Origin of the sequence: Xanthomonas sontii, assembly GCF_040529055.1 — a bacterium.
GTDB lineage: Bacteria > Pseudomonadota > Gammaproteobacteria > Xanthomonadales > Xanthomonadaceae > Xanthomonas_A > Xanthomonas_A sontii.
In genome coordinates, this window is the sequence record NZ_CP132342.1 from 4,887,090 (window position 1) to 4,906,987 (window position 19,898).

At 70.3% G+C, this 19,898-nt stretch carries 14 protein-coding genes and 1 riboswitch; of the genes, 6 read left to right on the forward strand and 8 right to left on the reverse strand.

Features of this window, described 5'->3' with window-relative positions; genetic code table 11:
- Positions 1 to 262: 262 nt before the first annotated feature.
- The 5 genes from RAB70_RS20795 to RAB70_RS20815 all read right to left on the reverse strand — a co-directional run bounded on the left by RAB70_RS20795 (position 263) and on the right by RAB70_RS20815 (position 9,323).
- The gene (locus RAB70_RS20795) at positions 263 to 2,212 is read right to left on the reverse strand and encodes an alpha/beta fold hydrolase (RefSeq protein ID WP_148827880.1); all 1,950 of its coding nucleotides are present in this window, start codon (positions 2,210 to 2,212) and stop codon (positions 263 to 265) included.
- Positions 2,209 to 3,189 (reverse strand): DUF4105 domain-containing protein, encoded by a 981-nt coding sequence (locus RAB70_RS20800; RefSeq protein WP_170268140.1) that lies wholly within the window; start codon positions 3,187 to 3,189, stop codon positions 2,209 to 2,211. Before RAB70_RS20800 ends, RAB70_RS20795 begins: the two co-directional genes overlap by 4 nt.
- Before the next feature lie 59 nt (positions 3,190 to 3,248).
- Positions 3,249 to 3,824, reverse strand: a complete 576-nt coding sequence (locus tag RAB70_RS20805; RefSeq protein ID WP_148827881.1) for a TetR/AcrR family transcriptional regulator — start codon at positions 3,822 to 3,824, stop codon at positions 3,249 to 3,251.
- Positions 3,825 to 3,907: 83 nt separating this feature from the next.
- Positions 3,908 to 6,622, reverse strand: coding sequence for a phosphoenolpyruvate carboxylase (ppc, locus tag RAB70_RS20810; RefSeq protein WP_026143494.1), 2,715 nt, complete (start codon positions 6,620 to 6,622; stop codon positions 3,908 to 3,910).
- Between the two features lie 160 nt (positions 6,623 to 6,782).
- Positions 6,783 to 9,323, reverse strand: a complete 2,541-nt coding sequence (locus tag RAB70_RS20815) for a prolyl oligopeptidase family serine peptidase (protein WP_225851545.1) — start codon at positions 9,321 to 9,323, stop codon at positions 6,783 to 6,785.
- A 153-nt stretch (positions 9,324 to 9,476) separates the two neighbouring features.
- A riboswitch (S-adenosyl-L-homocysteine riboswitch) is annotated at positions 9,477 to 9,576 on the forward strand.
- Between the two features lie 33 nt (positions 9,577 to 9,609).
- On the opposite strand from RAB70_RS20815, the gene ahcY reads away from it, so the two are divergent.
- The 3 genes from ahcY (at position 9,610) to RAB70_RS20830 (ending at position 11,897) form a co-directional block, all read left to right on the forward strand.
- Positions 9,610 to 11,055: an adenosylhomocysteinase gene (gene ahcY, locus RAB70_RS20820; RefSeq protein ID WP_017909629.1), complete on the forward strand. Its 1,446-nt coding sequence runs from the start codon at positions 9,610 to 9,612 to the stop codon at positions 11,053 to 11,055.
- 256 nt (positions 11,056 to 11,311) lie between these two features.
- Complete coding sequence (locus RAB70_RS20825) at positions 11,312 to 11,596, forward strand: CopG family ribbon-helix-helix protein (protein ID WP_017909630.1); 285 nt, start codon at positions 11,312 to 11,314, stop codon at positions 11,594 to 11,596.
- Position 11,597: 1 nt separating this feature from the next.
- Positions 11,598 to 11,897 (forward strand): type II toxin-antitoxin system RelE/ParE family toxin, encoded by a 300-nt coding sequence (locus RAB70_RS20830; protein ID WP_017912972.1) that lies wholly within the window; start codon positions 11,598 to 11,600, stop codon positions 11,895 to 11,897.
- A gap of 358 nt (positions 11,898 to 12,255) precedes the next feature.
- Here RAB70_RS20830 and RAB70_RS20835 read toward each other — a convergent pair whose 3' ends face one another.
- On the reverse strand, positions 12,256 to 13,017 hold the full coding sequence (locus RAB70_RS20835) for a class I SAM-dependent methyltransferase (RefSeq protein ID WP_148827882.1): 762 nt from the start codon (positions 13,015 to 13,017) through the stop codon (positions 12,256 to 12,258).
- Positions 13,018 to 13,549: 532 nt separating this feature from the next.
- On the opposite strand from RAB70_RS20835, the gene RAB70_RS20840 reads away from it, so the two are divergent.
- Genes RAB70_RS20840 through RAB70_RS20850 form a run of 3 tightly spaced genes read left to right on the forward strand, consistent with a single transcriptional unit; the run spans position 13,550 to position 16,546 of the window.
- The gene (locus RAB70_RS20840; protein ID WP_148827883.1) at positions 13,550 to 14,938 is read left to right on the forward strand and encodes a cytochrome P450; all 1,389 of its coding nucleotides are present in this window, start codon (positions 13,550 to 13,552) and stop codon (positions 14,936 to 14,938) included.
- Positions 14,931 to 15,845: a sulfotransferase domain-containing protein gene (locus tag RAB70_RS20845; RefSeq protein ID WP_148827884.1), complete on the forward strand. Its 915-nt coding sequence runs from the start codon at positions 14,931 to 14,933 to the stop codon at positions 15,843 to 15,845. Before RAB70_RS20840 ends, RAB70_RS20845 begins: the two co-directional genes overlap by 8 nt.
- Entirely contained in the window at positions 15,842 to 16,546 is a 705-nt protein-coding gene (locus RAB70_RS20850; RefSeq protein ID WP_148827885.1) for a sulfotransferase family protein, read from the forward strand. Before RAB70_RS20845 ends, RAB70_RS20850 begins: the two co-directional genes overlap by 4 nt.
- A gap of 12 nt (positions 16,547 to 16,558) precedes the next feature.
- On the opposite strand, the gene RAB70_RS20855 is transcribed toward RAB70_RS20850, so the two are convergent.
- Positions 16,559 to 17,332 carry a TorF family putative porin gene (locus RAB70_RS20855; RefSeq protein ID WP_017912967.1) on the reverse strand — a complete coding sequence of 258 codons (774 nt, stop codon included), beginning with the start codon at positions 17,330 to 17,332 and terminating at the stop codon, positions 16,559 to 16,561.
- Between the two features lie 5 nt (positions 17,333 to 17,337).
- Entirely contained in the window at positions 17,338 to 19,878 is a 2,541-nt protein-coding gene (locus RAB70_RS20860) for a methyl-accepting chemotaxis protein (protein WP_148827886.1), read from the reverse strand.
- Positions 19,879 to 19,898 lie beyond the last annotated feature (20 nt).

Below are 19,898 nucleotides of genomic sequence, written 5' to 3' on the forward strand. Positions count from 1 at the left end.
ATTTGATGACAACGATGTCATCTGAAACCAAAGCCTGGCGATTCGGCGCGTTTCCTGCGCAATTCGGCACAACTGCGGCGCTGCGTGCGCCGCGATGCAGGGGTGGCACTCAGGAGCAAGCGGCGCGTCGGGCGCTCGGGTCAGGTGCGCGTCGTCGCGCGCGCAGGCGATTGCGTCGCCCGTCTGCGGATTGGCGCGGCGCGACCACGCAGCGACTCCGGCGTGCGACGACGCGAGCGCGCGGCCCACGTCGCGGGCGGCGTCAGCGCGGCGCGGCGGCGTCCGCCTGCAATTGCGCGTGCAGGATGCGGCGGATCTCCAGGATCGCCTGCGGGGTCTCCTGCACGCTGTGGCCGGAGGTGATCACCAGTTCGGAGACCGCGCCCGGCAGATGCGCGCTGCGATACGGCACCAAGCCGTCGTCGGAGTCGGCCAGCGGCACCGCCGGATCGCGGCGGGCGATGATGGTGTGGTAGCGCACCGCCGACGAAATCGGCAGGTCCGCCGCCGCGCGCACGAACGGATCGGTGTCGCGCAGGTTGTCGATGCTGTTGGGCACGCGCACCGGCGCGCCGTCGGGGCCGTCGATCCCCTGCAGCAAGGTGTTCAAGCGATCGAGCAGCGTCACCGGCAGGCGCACCAGGCGCCCGGCCAGGCGGCCGAGGCGCCCTTCGGCGAAGGTGGTGCCGCGTTGCGGCGCGGCGATGAAGATGGCGCGGTCCACCTCCGGCAACGGCGCGAAGCGCAGCAGCGGCTGCAACTGCGCCAGCGCCTGCGGGTCCAGCGGGCGCCGGTCGCCGCGCGCACCGATCAGGTCGTTCCACAGCGTGTCGCCGGAGTCGCTGACCAACAGGCGCCCGATCACCCCGCCCATGCTGTGGCCGATCAGGACCATGTGCTGCGAGGCCGGCGCCTGCCCCTGCGGATCGAAATGGCGCAGGGTCTGCTGCACCAGCGTCTCGATCTGCGCGCGGTTCCAGGCGATCGGCATGTTGGTCGGGTAGTAGACCTGCCAGATCTGGTAGTGGCGGCGCAGTTGTTCGTCGCCCATCAGTTCGTTGGCGACGTTGACCCAGGCCTCCGGACTGCTGGCCAGGCCGTGCAGCATCAGGATGATGCGTCGGTCCGGATCGTACGGCTGCATCAGGTACAGATGCGGCTGGTCGATGCCATCCTCGCGGCCGAGCATGGAGCGCAGCGACTGCCGCGCGAAGCCGGCACGGGCCAGCCACAGGCCATAGGCCGCAGTGAAGTTGGCCGCCAGCGGCAGGCGCTGGCCGTGCACCTCGACCTCGCCATCGCGGTACGGATCGTAGGGCGCGACCACCACGCTGCGGGTGTCCAGCACCTGCGCCAGGCTGTCGCCGTCGAAGCGCAGCAGCACCGTGGTCGGCGCATACGGCATCTCGCTGAACGCGGGCGCGTGCGGGTTTGGCGCGGCCTTGGCGGCCGCCGCCGCGGTCGGATCGCCGACCTTGGACGGCGCGATCTCCGCGACCAGTTCGGCGCCGAAGCCGTCGCGGCGGTAGGTGCTGCGCAGGCCATCGAAGCGCAGCGTCGACGCCGGCAGCATCGCGTCCGGCCGTGCCACGCCACCCGGCAGGCGGAAGCTGCCCATGTCCGCGCGCACCTGCCAGCCGGCCGTGCGCAGCGTGTCGTCGTCGTGCAACTCGCCGCTGGCGCTGCCGGCGCGCCAGCGCAGGAACAGCTCGCCGACCACCTGCTGCACGGCGTAGTTGTAGTAGTCGCGCACCTGGGTCTGCCGGTCCTCGAAGGCGCGCGCACTGGCCGGGCGCTGGGTGTAGAACAGGTAGGCGTAAGCGTAGCGCGCCGCCTCCAGCCAGGCCTGCAGCGTCGCGTCGTCCAGCGCCCTCGCCTGCCGCGGCGTGCGCACATTGGCCGCATGCACCCACAGCTCCGACAGGGTCGCCAGCCGCCGCTCCTGATCCAGCCCCTGCAGGGCGCGCAGCTGCGTGGCGCAGGCCGCAACGTCGGCCTCGCAGGTCTTGGGGTCGAGCGCGAGCACGCGCAACGTCTCCAGACTGGCATCGCTGAGTTTGCCGGTGCTGAGCACGTCGCCGCGCTGGGTGGCGATGTAGTCGGCAGCGCTGCGCGACTGCACGCTGACCATCGCACAACCGCTGCCGAGCAGCAGCCCGGCAGCCAGCAGCGCGGTGCCCGCGCACCGCGCAAGACGTAAGTACCGGGTCATGGCGCGACGGCGGGATCGTCGCCGGGAATGCCGGCGCGGATGCGCGTGGAGAAGTCGTCGCCAACGCCAGCCGCGCGCGCGCGTTCGCCGATGCGGCCGCGCGCGCGCAGCGTGGCCAGGCTGTAGCCGGGCACGAAGCCGTGCTGCGCATAGACGTAGGACGGCAGGTAGCCGGACAGCAGCAGGCGCACATCGAGCGGCAGCGCCGGATCGAGCTTGCGCGCCAGTTCGAACACGATGGTGGTGCAGTTGCTGGTGGCGGTGTTGTAGAACCGCGGCGTGCGCTGCAGTTGCTGCGCCCGCGCCACGTAGCCCAGGAACAGCTGGCGCAGTTGCGCACGCGACAGGTTGAGCCGGTACAGATAGACGTCCTCGCCGCGCACGTTGCTGCGCACCGCCAGGATGTCGCGTTCGTCGGCGGCCACCATCACCTGCTCGAAATTGCGGAAGAACCCGGCCAGCGCCGAGAACGCCTCGCCGCGCTCCTTGCGGATCTCCAGCGAGAACACCACGCGACGGCCGTCGTCGAAGCCGAACGAGACCAGGGTGTGGGCGATCGCCGGCCCCATCCAGTACGACAGCGCCAGGTCCGCCGAGGCCAGACGCTCCAGGTCGTAGCGGCGCGTCTCCCAGCGCGGGGTGTAGTCGTGGTCGCTGCGCCAGGCGAAATTGCGCACGTTGTGCAGGGTCACCACGTGCCCGTCCACCTGCGGCTGCAGCAGTTGCGCGACATCGTCGGCCCAGTCGCGGTTCTGCTGCGGCTGCAGCGCCGACCAGCCCACCGCCATGCCGGCGCAGCCGACCGCGAACAGCAGCGGCAGCACGCGGTACTCGCGCGGATGCCGCAGGCCCCACAGCGCCGCGCCGCCCAAGGCGGCCCACAGCAGCGCCGAGCCGTAGCGCACCACCGCGCCGGTATGCGGCAGATAGCTCAGGAACAGCGCGCCCCACAGGCTGGCGCCGAGCACCGCCAGCATCGCCAGTGCGCGCGCCAGCCGCCATGGCCAGGCGCGTCGACGCGCGGCGCCGTCGGCGCTCACAACTCGGCCGCCGCCGCGGGCGTGGCCAGGGCGTGGCACAGCAGGCGGCAACAACGCTGCGCCAGCGCCTTGCGTTCGGCCTCGTCGCTGCCGCGCTGGCAGGCGCCGAGCATGTCCATCGCCAGGGCCAGGTCCTGCTCGCCCAGGTCCGCGCGGCACAGGCCGGCGGCGATCGCACGCTGCAGGTACGGCAGCAGGATCGCCATCGCCCGTGTATGCGCCGCGGCGATCGTCGGATGCTCGCGCGGCATCGACCGCCAGTAGTCGGCCAGCGGCGCCGACATCGCGATGTGTTCGGCGACGTCGTCCATCAGCAGGAACAGCCCGTCCGGCCGCGTACCGATCTCGCGCGCGCAGCCCTCCAGGCCGTCGAGGCCGCGTTCCAGCAGGGCGGCCATCAGTTCGGTGCGGTCGGCGAAATGGCGGTATAGGGTGGCGCGGCCGAGGCCGGCGCGCTCCACCACCAGTTCCAGCGGCGCCAGCACGCCGTGCGCGCAGAACACCTCGTCGGCGGCGTCCAGCAACAGGCGGCGGCGGTGGGCGGTATCGGCTCGCATTTCCATGCGCGGCATTATCGGACAATTTTGTCCGCTTGCAAGCGGATCACGGTCGGCCGCCGCCGGTACCCACCGGCGGCGCCCTGGAAGCACTGGGCTCAGCCGGTGTTCTGCACGCCCTGGGCGACGCCGTTGACGCAGGCCACCAGCGCCCGCAGCAATTCCTCGTCTTCGCCGTCGGTGGCACGCCAGCGCTGCAGCAGGTCCACCTGCAGCACGCTGATGGGGTCGATGTACGGATTGCGCAGGCGGATCGACAAGGCCAGGCGCGGATCGTGCTGCAGCAGCGACGACTGCCCGGTCAGCGCCTTCACCCAGCCCTTGGTCAGCGCCAGTTCGTCGCGGATGCGCGGGAAGAAGCGCGCGTGCAGCGGCCCGGACAGGCGCGAGAACATCTCGGCGATGTTGAGGTCGCCCTTGGACAGGACCATGGCGATGTCGTCGAGGAAGGTGCGGAAGAACGGCCAGTCCGCGGCCATCGCGCGCAGCGCGTCCTCGTGGCCGGCGTCCACCGCCGCCTGCAGGCCGCTGCCCACGCCGTACCAGCCCGGGATCACCGCGCGCGCCTGGCTCCAGGCGAATACCCAGGGAATCGCCCGCAGGTTGGACAGCGCCGCATCCTGGCCGAGCCGCCGCGACGGCCGCGAGCCCAGGGTCATGCGCTCGATCACGTCGATCGGCGTGGCCAGGCGGAAATAGCGCATGAACTCGGCATCGCCGACGAAGCCGCGGTACGCCTGGCTGCTGTGCTCGGCGACCAGGTCCATCACCGGCCGCCAGCCGGCCTCGCGCGCATCGGCCGCACGCGGGCGCAGGCTCGACAGCAGCACCGCGCCGGTCATCTGTTCGAGCGAACGCAGCGCCAGCGCGCGGATGCCGTACTTGCGGTGGATCACCTCGCCCTGCTCGGTCACGCGCAGGCGCCCGTCGACGCTGCCGCGCGGCGCCGCCTCCAGCGCGCGCGTGGTCTTGCCGCCGCCGCGCACGATCGAGCCGCCGCGGCCGTGGAAGAAGGTCAGGCGGATGCCCAGTTCGGCCGCCGCCTCCAGCAGCTCCACCTGCGCGCGCTGCAGGCCCCAGCGCGAGGCGGCGATGCCGCCGTCCTTGCCGCTGTCGGAATAGCCGAGCATCACCATCTGCACGTCGTCGCGCGCGGCCAGGTGGCGGCGGTAGACCGGGTCGGCCAGCAGGTCGCGCAGGGTCGCGGTGCCGCCGCGCAGGTCGTCCACGGTCTCGAACAGCGGCACGATGTCCAGCGGCACCGCGCCGTCGGCATCGACCAGGCCGCCGCGGCGCGCCAGCGCCAGCACGGTCAGCACGTCGGCGCGGTCGTGCGCCATCGAGATGATGTAGCTGCCCAGCGCATCGGCGCCGTGCCGCGCGCGCGCATCGGCGAGCGCGGCGAACACCGCGTCCAGCCGCGCATTGCCTTCGTCGTCGGCCGCCGGCAGCGCCTGTTCGCCGCTGGCGTAGGGGCCGAGCAGGCCTGCGCGCGCTTCCACCGCGCGCGCGTCCCAGTCCTGCGTGTCCAGCGCGGCGGCGACCGCGCGCGCGTGCACGCTGGACTCCTGGCGCACGTCCAGCCGCGCCAGGTGGAAGCCGAAGCTGCGCACCCGCCACAGCAGGCGCCGCACCGCGAACCAGCCGGCGTGCAGGCCCTTGTTGGCCTGCAGGCTGTCCAGGATCAACTGCAGATCGCTTTCCAGTTCGGCCGGCGCGGCATAGGCACCGGGCGCGTCGTCCAGGGTCGCCTGCAGGCGCGCGCGCATCAGATCGTTGAGCAGGCGGTACGGCATGTCGCCATGGCGCGGCCGCGAGCGCGCCGCGGCCTCCGGCAGCAGTTGCCGGTAACGCTCCAGTTGCTCCAGCAGCGGCGCGCTCACCGCGACCAGGGTGGTCGACTGGCTGAGCAGGCTGGCGAGCTGCCACAGTTCCTTCAGATAGCGCTCCAGCACCGCACGCCGCTGCGCGTCGAGGGTGGCGGTGATGGTGGCGGCATCGACGTTGGGGTTGCCGTCCATGTCGCCGCCGACCCAGGTGCCGAAGCGCAGCAGACGCGGCAGGCTCAGCGCCTGCCCGTAGGTCTGCTCGATGGCGTGCTCCAGGGTCTCGTACATCACCGGGATCACCCGGTACAGCACCTGGGTCAGGTAGAAGCCGACATGCTCGCGCTCGTCCTCCACGGTGGGACGCACTGGCGAGGAATCGGCGGTCTGCCACGAGGCGGTCAGCGCCATGCGGAAGCGCGCCGCGTCGGTGGCGCGCTCGCCCGGGGTGCGCAGGCCGTCGAGGTTGTCGACCAGGCTGGCCACCATCAACTGTTCCTTCTCCAGCAGCGCGCGCCGCACCGCCTCGGTCGGGTGCGCGGTGAACACCGGCTCCACGTCGATGCGCGGCAGCCAGTCGCGCAGTTCGTCGATGCCGACGCCCTGCGCCTTGAGCCGGCGCAAGGCATCGAGCAGGCCGTCCGGCTGCGGCGTGTCGGCGCTGCTGCGCTGGTAGTCGCGGCGGCGGCGGATGCGGTGCACGCGCTCGGCGATGTTGACCACCTGGAAATACGTGCTGAAGGCGCGCACCAGCGCTTCGGCATCGCGCGGTGCGCGGCCGGCGAGTTGCTCGCTCAGCGAGGACAGCGGCGCGGCGCGCTCGCGGCGCGCGATCGCGGTGGTGCGGATGCGTTCGATCTCGTCGAGGAACTGCGCCGAGACCTGTTCGGCGAGCAGGTCGCCCACCAGGGCGCCGAGGCGGCGCACGTCGTCGCGCAGGGGAAGGTCGGGTGTGGCGAAGACGATGCTGCTGCGGGACTCGTTCATCGGGAAACGCATGGCTCGGCAGTGGGGGCGCCGCAAGCCTAACCGAAAAGGGAGTGCGTTCCCGTCGGCCGCACGACGGTTTCAAAGCGAACCATTTGCACTGCACAGCAGCGCCCTGCGCCACGGCGGCACGCACGTGCGGCCGTGGCGCAGGCGCGGCTCAGCGCGGCGTGGCGCCTGCCGCAGCCGGCGTGGACGTCGGCGTGGGCGCCGGTCCCAGATAGGTGCGCAGCCAGCGCTCGCTCTCGGCCAGCATCTGCAGCACCGACTCGCGCGCGCGGTAGGCATGCGCCTCGTTGGGCAGCATCACCAGCCGCGCGGTGCCGCCGTTGCCCTTGATCGCCGCGTACATGCGCTCGCTCTGGATCGGGAAGGTGCCGGAGTTGTTGTCCTCGGCGCCGTGGATCAGCAGCAGCGGATCCTTGATCCGGTCGGCGTAGTTGAACGGCGACATCGCCTGGTACACCGGCTGCGCCTGCCAGTAGGTGCGCTCCTCGGACTGGAAGCCGAACGGGGTCAGCGAGCGGTTGTAGGCGCCGCTGCGGGCGATGCCGGCCTTGAACAGGCGGGTGTGCGCGAGCAGGTTGGCGGTCATGAAAGCGCCGTAGGAATGCCCGCCGATGGCGATGCGGTTGCGATCGGCGACGCCGCGACGCACCACCTCGTCCACCGCCGCCTGCGCATCGGCGACCAGTTGCTCGATGTAGGTGTCGTTGGGTTCGCGCGCACCCTCGCCGACGATCGGCATCGACGGATCGTTGAGCACCGCATAGCCCAGCGCCAGGAACGCCTGCGGGCCCCAGTAGCCGATCGCGTTGAAGCGGTACGGCGAATCGGTGACCTGGCTGGCGGCGTCGGCGGATTTGAACTCGCCCGGGTAGGCCCACATCAGCATCGGCAGCGGGCCGTCGCGCTTGGCGTCGTAGCCCGGCGGCAGCAGCAGGGTCGCGGTCAGCTCCACCCCGTCCTTGCGCCGATAGCGGATCTGCTCCTTGTGCACGTCGCGCAACTGCGGCGTGGGATGGGTGAAATGGGTCAGCGCCACCGGCTCCGCGTTCGCAGCGTCGAGCCGGTAGAAATTGCGCGGCTCCTGCGGCGTCTCGCGGGTGATCAGCAGGCGCTGGCCACTGGCGTCGAGCAAGGCCTGCGGCACCGCGTGATACGGCGCCTGCGACTGGAACAGGCGCGTGCTTTTCCGCGTGTCCAGATCGTAGCGATCCAGGAACGGCCGATCGCCCTGCGGGGAGGCGCCTTCGCCGCGCAGGAACAGGCTGTGGCCGTCGGCGGCGATCAACAGGCGCGGGTTGCCGGCCGCATCGCGCTCCGTCACCGGCGTGCCCGGATCCGCGTAGCGGTCCTCCTGCGAACGCTCTACCAGCAGCTGCGGCGCCTGCGCGGGATGGTCCGGGGCCACACGCCATTGTCTGGTCTGGCGCGTCTTCCACCAGAACTCGTCGATCAGCGCCAGGTCGCCGCGGCCCCAGGCGATGCCGGCGAAGCGCGACTGCAGGCGCGCCAGCGTTACCGGCGGTGTCTTGAACGGCGCCGCCTGCATCAGCACCGCGTCGCGCACCGCCGCCTCGCGCGCCGGATCGCCACCGTCCTGGGCCTCGGCCCAGACCAGGGTGGCTGGGGCGTCGCTGCGCCAGTCGATATCGCGCACGCCGGTGCGCACCGCATCGTTGCCGGTCGGCAGGCCTTCCACCAGCGGCAGCTGCGCCACCGTGTGCACCGGCTTGCCGGCGCGGTCCAGCACCTCGATGGTGCGCGGGAAGCCGCTGGCCGGCACCAGGTAGGAGAACGGCCGCTGCAGGCGCTGCGCCAGCAGATAACGGCCGTCCGGCGACGGCGCCAGCGACAGATACAGGTCGGGAGACGCGATGCGCTGCATCCGCCCGTCGACGTCGACCAGCGCCGGCTGCGCGCGTAGTTGATCGTCGAACTGGCGCGCGTCGGCCTCGTTCTTCAGCAGGTCCTGGTAGGTGCGCAAGGCGGTGGCCCCGCCACCGGCGGTCTGCTGCACCGCCGGCCCGGTCGGCACCGCGTCGGCGGGCGGCGCCGCGCCCTGCGCCTGCGGCTGCAGCAACACCAGCAGTTGGCGGCTGTCGGGCATCCACGCATAGCCCTCGCCGGACACCGTGTTGAGCCGCTCGGCGACACGTCGCGCCCGCCGCGCGGCGATGTCCACCACCCACAGTTCGTTGGCGCCGCTGCGCCCGTCGACCCGGTTGAAGGCCAGATGCCGCTGGTCCGGCGCCCAGGCCATGCCGGCGATCGACAGCGGCGACGGCAGGCCCTCGATCTGCAGCTCGCTGCCGTCGGCGATGCGCAGCAGCCACAGCTTGTCGCCGAAGGCGAAGCGACTCTGCGAGCGGGTGCGCGGATGGATGCGCAGCCCGGCCAGCTTGAGTTCCGGCTGCGCGACCTGGGCGATGCCGGGCAGCGCAGGCAACTGCAGCATCGCCGCCAGATCGCGCCGCGGGCTCAACGACAACTGCGGCGGTCGCGGCGCATCGACGATGGCCTGCAGTGGCGCCGACGGCAGTTGGTAGCCGCTGTCCGCAGGATCGGCGGCGGCAGCCGCCGCAGGTGCCGAGGCCGCGTTGGCGGCGGCGCTGCCGGCCGCGGCCAGGGCCGCGCACAGCAGGCCGCAGACCGGCCTGGCGACACGGCGGCGCCCGCGCACTGTGATCTGGTTCATCTCTTCCCCTTTCCTTCGCATCGATCGAACCAGCGACGGTAGCAGGGCCGGCGCGTCCCGCCCCCTGTCGATGGTTGGGCTTGGGCATGCCATTGCCCGCCCCGACCCGCGTTCAAGCGCCACACGCGGCAGCCGCTATAATCGGTTACCCCTTGCGCCGAGGGGCGCTGCGACCGGATCGAGACAGGATTCTCCGTCTCCAGATCCGGCCAGGCTCGGCGCGAGGCTTGAGCGACAACGGCGCCCGGACTTCGCGAGTTTCTCGCCATTGACCGGAGCTTTATCGATGAACGCTGCACTCAAGCGCTTTTCCACCGAGGGCGACTACAAGGTCGCCGACATTTCCCTGGCCGATTGGGGCCGCAAGGAACTGGACATCGCCGAGCACGAGATGCCGGGCCTGATGTCGATCCGCCGCCAGTACGCCGCCGCCAAGCCGCTGGCCGGCGTGCGCGTCACCGGCTCGCTGCACATGACCATCCAGACCGCGGTGCTGATCGAGACGCTGAAGGACATCGGCGCCGACGTGCGCTGGGCCTCGTGCAACATCTTCTCCACCCAGGACCACGCCGCCGCGGCGATCGCCGCCACCGGCACCCCCGTGTTCGCCTGGAAGGGCGAGACCCTGGAGGAATACTGGGACTGCACCCTCGACGCGCTGACCTTCACCCTGCCCGACGGCACCCAGACCGGCCCGGAACTGGTGGTGGACGACGGCGGCGACGTGACCCTGCTGATCCACAAGGGCTATGAGCTGGAGAACGGCGCCAAGTGGGTGGACGAGCCGTCCTCCTCGCACGAGGAGCAGGTGATCAAGAACCTGCTCAAGCGCGTGGCGGTGGAGCGCCCCGGCTACTGGACCCGCGTGGTCAAGGACTGGAAGGGCGTCTCCGAAGAGACCACCACCGGCGTGCACCGCCTGTACCAGCTGGCCGAAGCCGGCACCCTGCTGATCCCGGCGATCAACGTCAACGACTCGGTGACCAAGAGCAAGTTCGACAACCTGTACGGCTGCCGCGAGTCGCTGGCCGACGGCCTCAAGCGCGCGATGGACGTGATGCTGGCCGGCAAGGTCGCGGTGGTGTGCGGCTACGGCGACGTCGGCAAGGGCTCGGCGCACAGCCTGCGCGCCTACGGCGCCCGCGTCATCGTCACCGAGATCGACCCGATCTGCGCGCTGCAGGCGGCGATGGAAGGCTTCGAGGTCAACACCGTCGAGGACACCCTCGGCCAGGCCGACATCTACGTCACCACCACCGGCAACAAGGACATCATCCGCATCGAGCACCTGACGCAGATGAAGGACCAGGCCATCGTCTGCAACATCGGCCACTTCGACAACGAGATCCAGGTCGAGGCGCTGTACAAGCTGCCGGGCGTGCAGAAGATCAACATCAAGCCGCAGGTGGACAAGTTCGTGCTGCCCAACGGCAACGCGATCTTCCTGCTGGCCGAAGGCCGCCTGGTCAACCTGGGCTGCGCCACCGGCCACCCCAGCTTCGTGATGTCCAACAGCTTCGCCAACCAGACCCTGGCGCAGATCGACCTGTGGCAGAACAAGGACAGCTACGAGAAGCAGGTGTACCGCCTGCCGAAGAAGCTGGACGAGGAAGTGGCGCGCCTGCACCTAGAGAAGATCGGCGTGAAGCTGACCAAGCTCACCGACGCGCAGGCCGCCTACCTGGGCGTGCCGGTCGACGGCCCGTTCAAGCCGGAGCACTACCGCTACTGAGTCATCGGCAGGACATCGCCAGGCAGACCAGAACGGGCGCCGCGAGGCGCCCGTTTTTTGTGCGACCGGCGCTGCGAGCGTGTGGAGACAGGGGGCTGGAAATTCGTAAGGAGCGAAAGCCGCAGACATCGTCACCTTGCGCAGTCCCTGCTGCAAGCGGCCTTTTCCGGCCAGTCGGCCGACGCGCCTGTCCAGCCAGGCCGTCTGTACCACACCTGTGCTACATTGATTCCACACCAATCGCCTGGAGCTCCCCATGAGCACCACAACCATCCGCCTGCCGGACGCGCTCAAGGCCCGCGTCGCCAAGGCCGCGGAAGCGGCCGGCACCACGTCGCACAACTTCATCCTGGAAGCCATCGCCGAGAAGGCCGAGCTGGCCGAGCGGCGCGTCGACTTCCATGCAGAGGCCGAGCGCCGTTGGGGCGAATTCCTCGAAACCGGCGAGAGCATTCCCTGGGACGAGATGCGTCGCTATCTGATGGAACGCATTGAGGGCAAGGACATTCCCCCTCCCGCCGCCCGCAAGTTCGCGAAATAGCATGGCGCACGTCGAGTTCCTGCCCTCTGTCAACGAGGACCTACGGCGCATCATCGGCCATCTGGAACAACACGAAGCCGAGCATATCCAAGAGCGTCTGAGCGAGATCGTCAGCGCATCGAACGTGCTGACGGACAATCCGCTGATCGGCCGGCTGACGCGCCATGATCTGCGTGAACTGGTGATTGGCCAAGGCGCTCAGGGATATATCGCCCTCTACCGATACGTGGTGGCGCTGGATACCGTCTTTGTCCTGGCGATCCGCGCACAACGCGAAGCAGGCTATGCACGCGATGCATGAAACCGGGGCCGGTGCCCACGCTGATCTGGTCGATGCGTTGCTTGCCTGATTTGCTGTCACTGCCTCCCATGGCGCGGGCTAGCGCGGCACTTCGCAACCGAGGATGACATGCTGAGTGTTCCCCGCCGCAAACTGGCGATCGCGAAGCCAAGCGCCCGTGCCGGGTCGTAGCACGGCGTCGACCAGACCAGACACGATGCGCGCGGCTGCAGGCGCGGTTCGCCTATACACCAACGGGATAGCCTAGTCCGGCAGCGGCATGGCCGCAGACGCCGAATGCGATAAAGCCCAACTACTTCCGACGCCGCCACTCGCAGACCGGACATCGCCGTCAAGCGCTTACGACGGCGTGAATCTCTCAGGCCGTGCGCTCACTGGCAGGCACGTACACCGAGATCTGGATCCGGCTGCGCCCGTGATACGGCGTGCGTGCCCAGTCGCTCCAGCGCGCCTCCAGGCGCAGGCCGGCGATCTGCGCCATCAGGTCCAGCTCCGATGGCCACACATAACGGCGGCGCTCGCTGAAGATGCGCGTACCGGATTCGCCCAGTACCACCACGCGCTGGTCGATGCGCTGCTGCAGCGGATCGGGCTGCGAGCACACCAGCATCACTGCCGCGCCATCGCCGTCGGTGTCCGACACGTCCAGCACCTGGCTGACCTTGCCGCCGCTTTCGAACACCTCCGCACCCGGCACCGCGCTCTGGATCAGCAAGCGGCCGTCGGGCGCCAGGCAGCGCGCCGCGTTGACCATGCAACGCAGCTGCTCGGCCTGCGTCAGCAGATACCCGAATGCCGCCACCGCGTAGATCAGGCCGAACGGCCCGCATACCGGCATGTCGGCGAAATCGGCGCAGACCAGGTGCAGGCGTTCGCTGCCGGGCTTGGCACGCAAGGCCTCGAGCATCGCAGGCGAATTGTCGATACCGGTGACCGGCACATCGCAGTGCGCGAGCGGCAAGCCAATGCGGCCAGTGCCGATGCCCAGTTCCAGCGCCGCACGGCCCGCGGCCAGCTCGGCGAGGACACCGACGCACCGCTGGGTGACGGCGGCAGGCCAGCGATCGTAGAAACGGTCGTAGATCGCGGCCAGGCGATCGTACTCGTGGGTCACGGGCATCCGCAGCCACTCGTTGCCGAAGTGGCGCGACCATAGCACGCAGCGATGGCGACGCAGTGGCCACACGTGCAGGGCGGCACCCTGCATGGCAGGCGCGGCGATGCGCTGCAATCGCGTGCGACACACGCCACAAAACTGCAGATGACATGCGCATTGCAGTTGGCCGCGCTTCAGTCTTTTGCTTGCGCCGCCGCATCCAAGCGAGGATGCTTTTTCCGCGCCTGCCACGCTGAGGCAGGCGCGACAATCGCAACAGATCCCCCGCTCAATCAGGAGTATCGCCATGAAACGCCTTTTTGATTCGCTGTCGCGTTGGGTGCAGAGCCTCGGTGGCCGCAGGCTCGGCTACATCTACACCTACTGACCTCCCCCGCCACCGTCGCGTGGCATGACCGTGCGAGAGGGGGCGACCCGCCCCCTCTCCCCAGCGCTCTCCGCTTCGCACGGCCGCACGCCCGTTCGCCATCGGCTCCATGTCCCCTCCTGCGTCACGGTGTGACCCGCCGACACGGCTATTCGTGCGGATCTGCACGTGACCGATCCGCACCCGCGCCCGCCAGGCCCACGCGGGCACTGGGCATTCGGCAACCGGCAGGCTTTCGCCACCGATCCCCTCGACTTCCTGCAAGGCTGCGCACGCACGCATGGCGACGTGGTGCGGATCGCCGAGCGCACCTATCTGCTCGCAGCACCAAGCGCGATCGCCACGGTGCTCGGCGACGACGGCAGCCTCTACGCCAAATCCGATCCGGATCCGCGTGCGCGGCGCGCTGCCTTTCCGGCATCGGTGATGAACAGCGACGGCGAGGCCTGGCGGCGCAAGCGCCAGGCGCTGCAGCCCGCGTTCCGCGCCAGCCTGGTGCGCGACTACGCCGCAAAGGCGGCCGCCGCCACACAGGCGCTGCTGCGATCGCGCGACGACATCGACAACGTGCACGACCTGCGCCTGACCATGACCGCGCTCTGCGCGCAACTGGGCGCCGGCTTCCTGCTCGGCGATGCGGTGCACGCGCCGGCGCTGCTGCGGATGCTGCCGATGGTCGATGCGATCCTGCAGCAGACGCGTACGCCGTCCGCGGCGCCGGCCTGGTGGCCGAGTGCCGGCAAGCGCCGCCTGCGTGCCGCACGCGGCGCACTGGACACCGCGCTGACGCAGATCCTGACGTCGCCACATTCTGATGGCGCAGACGCCTCGGTGCTGGAGCTGCTGCAACGCGACGCTCCGCAGGCCGACGACGACTGGTGCCGCGACGAAGCGGCGGCGATGCTGATGTCGGCGCTGGAGCCGATGGCGGCCGGCCTGACCTGGACGCTGTTGCTGCTGGCGCAACATCCATCGATCGCGCAGGCCGTGGCGGAGGAAGCCGATGCCCTGCCCGGTATCGACGGCGCATCCGCCACGCCCTGCGCCGATGCGCTCGTCGAACGCCTGCCGCTGACGCGCGCCTGCGTGAAGGAGGCCATGCGCCTGTATCCGCCGGCATGGATGACCGCGCGCATCGCGCAACGCGACACCACGCTGGGCGGCTTCGCGGTGCCGCGCGGTACCCAGTTGATCGTCAGCCAGTGGGTGGTGCAGCGCGATCCGCGTAACTTCTCCGCGGCGGACCGCTTCCTGCCGGCGCGCTGGCTGGACCCGGCGCAGACACCGGCGCGCTACACCTACTTTCCGTTCGGCGGCGGTCCGCGCAGTTGCATCGGCAGCCAGTTGGCGCTGGTGCAGATGACCGTGGTCGTGGCCGGCCTGTTGCGCGAGCGCACCCTGCACCTGGCGACGGATGCACGGCCACGGCCGTATCCGGCGCTGGTGCTGCGTCCACTCGATGTCCGCATCGCCTTGCGCCCGCGCACGACAACCCTGTCCCGCCAGTCGCCCGCGACGGCGCCCTTCCCCCGCACACCGGAAACCCCGCATGGCTGATTCCACTGCCTTCGCCAAGACCCGGGAATACTCCAACCGCTTTTTCGATTCCGCCGCGTGGAACGCGCTGGAGTTTCGCGACGGCGACATCGTCATCGCCAGCTACGCCAAGGCCGGCACCACCTGGCTGCAGCAGATCGTCGCGCAGTTGCTGTTCGAGGGCGCGGCGGACGTCGACGTGTCGGCGATCTCGCCGTGGCTGGACGGCGTGTACCCGGACCGCGCCAGCAAGCTCGCGCTGCTGCAGGCGCAGACCCACCGGCGCTTCATCAAGACCCACCTCCCGGCCGATGCGCTGGTGATCAGCGATCGCGCCAAGTACCTGTACATCGGCCGCGATGGCCGCGACATCGCGCTCAGCCTGTACGACCACCAGTGTGCGGTCAGCCAGGATGCGCAGGCGCGGCTGGATGCCGGCGCGACCGAACCGGGCAAGCTGCGCGTGGTGCCGCCGCCGAGCCTGCCGGTGGACGCCTACGTGGCACATTGGCTGGCCCACGACGGTGCGCCGTTCTGGCCGTTCTGGGAAGGCGTGCGCAGCTGGTGGCAGCAGCGCGCGCAGCCGAACGTGCTGCTGGTGCACTACGCCGATCTGCTGGTGGATCTGCCCGCGCAGGTGCGACGCATCGCCGCGTTTCTCGAGATCCCGATACGCGACGCCACCTGGGACAAGATCCTGGCGCACTGCCAGTTCGACTACATGCGCCAGCACGCCGCGCGCTACGTGCCGCAGGGCGCCGGGCTGTGGCGCGAAGGCGGCAAGGCCTTCTTCAACCAGGGCCGCAGCGGCCGCTGGCGCACGCTGTTGCCGGCGGCCGTGGCCGCCGACTATGAGGCGCGTGCGCAGGCGGAACTGGGCCGCGAGGCGGCGCAGTGGCTGGCGCAGGGCGCCGGGGCGACGCCATGAGCCTGCGCATCATCGGCGCCGGCCTCGGCCGCACCGGCACCCTGTCGCTGAAGCTGGCGCTGGAGCATCTGGGCCTGGGCCGCTGCTATCACGCCATGGAACTGGCCGCGCACCTGCGCCAGGCCTTGCCGCTGTGGGACGCGGCGATCGACGGGCAGGCGGACTGGGACACGCTGTTCGCCGGCTACACCGCCAGCGTCGACTATCCCGGCTGCTGCTTCTGGCGCGAGCTGGTCGCGCGCTACCCGCAGGCCAAGGTGATCCTGACCGTGCGCGATGCCGATGCCTGGTTCGAGTCGGTGCGCAGCACCATCTTCGCCAGCGACGGCAGCGTGCCGGCCCTGTTCGGCGCCGAGGGCCAGCGGCTGAGTCAGTTCCTGCGCCGCGACTTCGCCACGCGCATCGACGATCGCGGCTTCATGACCGACTATTTCCGCCGTTGGAACCAGGCCGTCATCGCCAGCGTGCCGGCGCAGCGCCTGCTGGTGCTCGACACCGACGCGCAGACGGGCTGGGAGCCGCTGTGCGCCTTCCTGGGCGTGCCGGTGCCGGCACAGCCGTATCCACGCGTGCATGCGCGCAGCGGCGGCGGCACGCAAGCGCGCCCGCTGCCCAGCGACCCGGCGCAACGCGAGCAACGCCTGCGCGCCTACCTGGACCGGCTCGCCGTCGAGGCGTTCGCAGCGCCCGCCGACGGCTGAGCGCGCGTCCGCCTACAGCGAGAAGTTGCGCTTGATCGAGAACGACCAGGCGCCGTCGATCGGGTTGGAGACGTGCACCCGGCCCTCGCCATCCGCCACGCCGGTGGTGTAGCGGCGATAGACGCCAGCGCTGTTCCAGGCCCGTGCGTAGCTCAGGCCGAACTCGGTGCCGCGCCAGGTGCGGCTCAGGCCCACGCGCGCGTCGGTCCAGCCGTAGTCGGCGAAGTTGCGCACGTGCTGGTGGCCGGCGTGCACGCTGGCCTGCCAGTCCGGCGCCAGCGGTAGCGTGGCGTCCAGCGCCAGATAACCGGAACCGCGCGAGTGCCGGCCCTGGCCGACGCCCAGCGTGGCGCTGTTGTAGCCGAAGTAGTCGCGCGTCCAGGTGCTGGCGTAGGACAGTTCCAGCGTGCGCCAGTGCCCGGCGACGATGGCCTCGCCATAGTCGTAGCGCGTGCCGCTGGCGCTCATGCGCGCGCCGGGGTAGGCGTAGTGGTAGACGCCGGCGCGCCAGCCCCAGTCGCCATGGCTGGCCGCGTAGCCGGCATACACGTCCCACTCCACGTGCCCGCCTTCGATGAAGTACGGGCTCACGCCCGACGCCCAGGTGCCTGCGAACCAGCCGCTGTCGGCGGCCACGTCCAGCCCGCCCTGCAGCACCGGCCGCCCCCAGCTCTGCTCGAATCCGCGCGAGACGTAGTTCGAGGTCGCCGCCAGATTGGCACTGGCGGTCCCCGCCCAGGCCGGTGCGGCGACGCCCAGCGCCAGCAGCAGCGCTGCGCTGCGCATGGCGCTCACGACACCAGCTCCAGCCGCGCCCGGCCCGCCGCGGCCAGGCCGCCCGACGAAGGTGCCGCAAGCTTGAACAGCGCCACCGCGCGCTGCAGTTCCTCGGCCTGATCCTCCATCGCCCGCGCCGCCGCCGTGGCCTCCTCGACCAGCGCGGCATTCTGTTGGGTGGCTTCGTCCATCTGCACGATGGTCTTGCTCACCTGTTCGATACCGGCGCTCTGCTCCTGCGAGGCGGCGGCGATCTCGCTCATGATGTCGGTGACCCGGCGCACGCTGGCCACCACCTCGCGCATGGTGTCGCCGGCGCCGTTGACCAACGCCGTGCCATCGTCGATCTTGCCGACCGAGGCGTCGATCAGGCCCTTGATCTCGTGCGCCGCGGTCGCCGAGCGCTGCGCTAGCGCGCGCACCTCGCTGGCCACCACCGCGAAACCGCGACCCTGCTCGCCGGCGCGCGCCGCCTCCACCGCGGCGTTGAGCGCCAGGATGTTGGTCTGGAAGGCGATGCCGTCGATCACGCCGATGATCTCGGCCATCTTCTTCGATGCTTCGGCGATGCCGGACATGGTGTCCACCACCTGCTCGACCACCGCGCCGCCACGCGAGGCCACGCCCGCGGTGTCCTGCGCCAGGCGATTGGCCTGGTGCGCATGCTCGGCGTTCTGCTTCACCGTCGAGGTCAGCTCCTCCATCGAGGCCGCGGTTTCTTCCAGATTGGCCGCCTGCTGCTCGGTGCGACGCGACAGGTCGTCGTTGCCGGCGGCGATCTCGCTGGCGGCGGAGTTGATCGCGGTGGTGGCCTGCTGGATGCGGCCGACGATGCCGGTCAGCTGTTCCACCGTGGCATTGGCATCGTCGCGCATCTGCGCGAATACGCCATGGAATTCGCCGTGCATGCGCGCGGTGAGGTCGCCCTGGGCCACGGCACGCAACAGCGCCGACAAGGCCGAGAGGTTGCCTTCGGTCAGCTCCATCAGCCGGTTCAGCCCGACCACCATGCCGCGGAAGTCGTACTGGAAGCGCTCGGCGTCGCCACGCCGGGAGAAATCGCCGGAAGCCGCGGCCTGCGCCAGTTCGGTGATGGCCTGGTTGATCGCCTGCAGGCTGCGCTTGGTGGTGCGCATCGCCTCGGTGATCGCGGCCTTCTCGCCCGGCAGCGGTTCCATGTCCACCTGCATGTTGCCGATCGCGTACTGCGACATCACCTCGACCAGGCGCCGCTGCACGTCCACGTGCGCGGCCACCAGCGCGTTGGTGCCATGGACCATGCGTCCGTACTCGCCGGGGAAACGTTCGGCGTCCATCCGGTAGCTCATCTCGCCGGCGTCGTGGCGCTGCGCCATCTCCGCCTGCGCCTGCATCACCGCCTGCAACTGCGTCTGCATGCTGCCCATCGCATCCAGCAACTGGCCCAGCTCGTCGTCGCGGCGATGCCGGACCTGGCTGTCCAGGCGCCCGGCGGCGACCGCCGAAGACACGCGCACGGCCTCGGCCAGCGGGTCGAGCACCTGCCGGCGCAGCAGCATGTACAGCGCGCCGCTCAGCAACAACGCCGAGAGCAGGCCGACCGCGGCGATGGTCCACAACAGCGCACGCGCCTTGGCCATGACCAGCGCGTACGGCACCGAGACGCCAAGCGCGAACGTCTGCGGCGCATCGCCGATCTTCAGCGGCACGAACACGTTCAACGCATCCTCGCCGTCGGCGCGGCGATGGTCGAACACCACCTGGCCCTTGGCCACGCGCGCCAGCATGTCCTTGGACCAGGCATCGCTGCGGGTCTTGCCGACCTGCTGCGGATCGCGGCTGGCCATCACCATGCCCAACGGCGACAGCAGGCTGGCATGGCCCTCGCCCATCGGCCGCAGCGCGGCGATGCGCTGCTGCAGGGTATCGAGGGTGAAGTCGACGGTGACCACGCCCAGGAAGCGGCCGTTCTCCAGGATCGGCGTGGCCAGCGTGGTCATCAGCGTGTCCTTGCCGGCCACCGGATAGTAGTAGGGCTCGATCACCACCGGCTTGTGCGTGTTGCGCGCCAGCAGGTACCAGTCGCCGTCGCCCGGCTTCTCGTAGTCGCGCAGCGCCTCGCGCACCAGCTTGCCGTTCTGCCGCGACCACCAGGTCATGTAGCGGCCGGTGGCGTCATGGCCCTCGGTGCCGACGAAGGCCTTGTCGTTGCCGTCGAACGCGTCCGGCTCCCACATGGTGCTGATGCCCAGCCACTGCGGATGCGCGTCGAGCTGGCTGCGCAGCACCGCGGTGGCGGTGGCGCGCGACAGACCGGCGGCGTGCTGCACGCGGAAGCTGTTGGCCAGCGCGTCGCTGGCGTCGAAGGCCACGCCGATTTCGCGCGACACCCGCTGCGCCTCCACTTGCGCCAGGTTCTCGATGCTGCTGCGCGAGGTCGACAGCAACGCCTCGCTGCTGCGCCAGTAGATGATCATGGCGGTCAGGCCGAAGCAGGCCAGCGCAAGCAGGCCGGTACCGAGCATCAGGCGTTTGGCGACGCTGCCGCGACGGCGATGCGGCGACGGAGTGGACATGACGACTTCCTTGGCAAGTG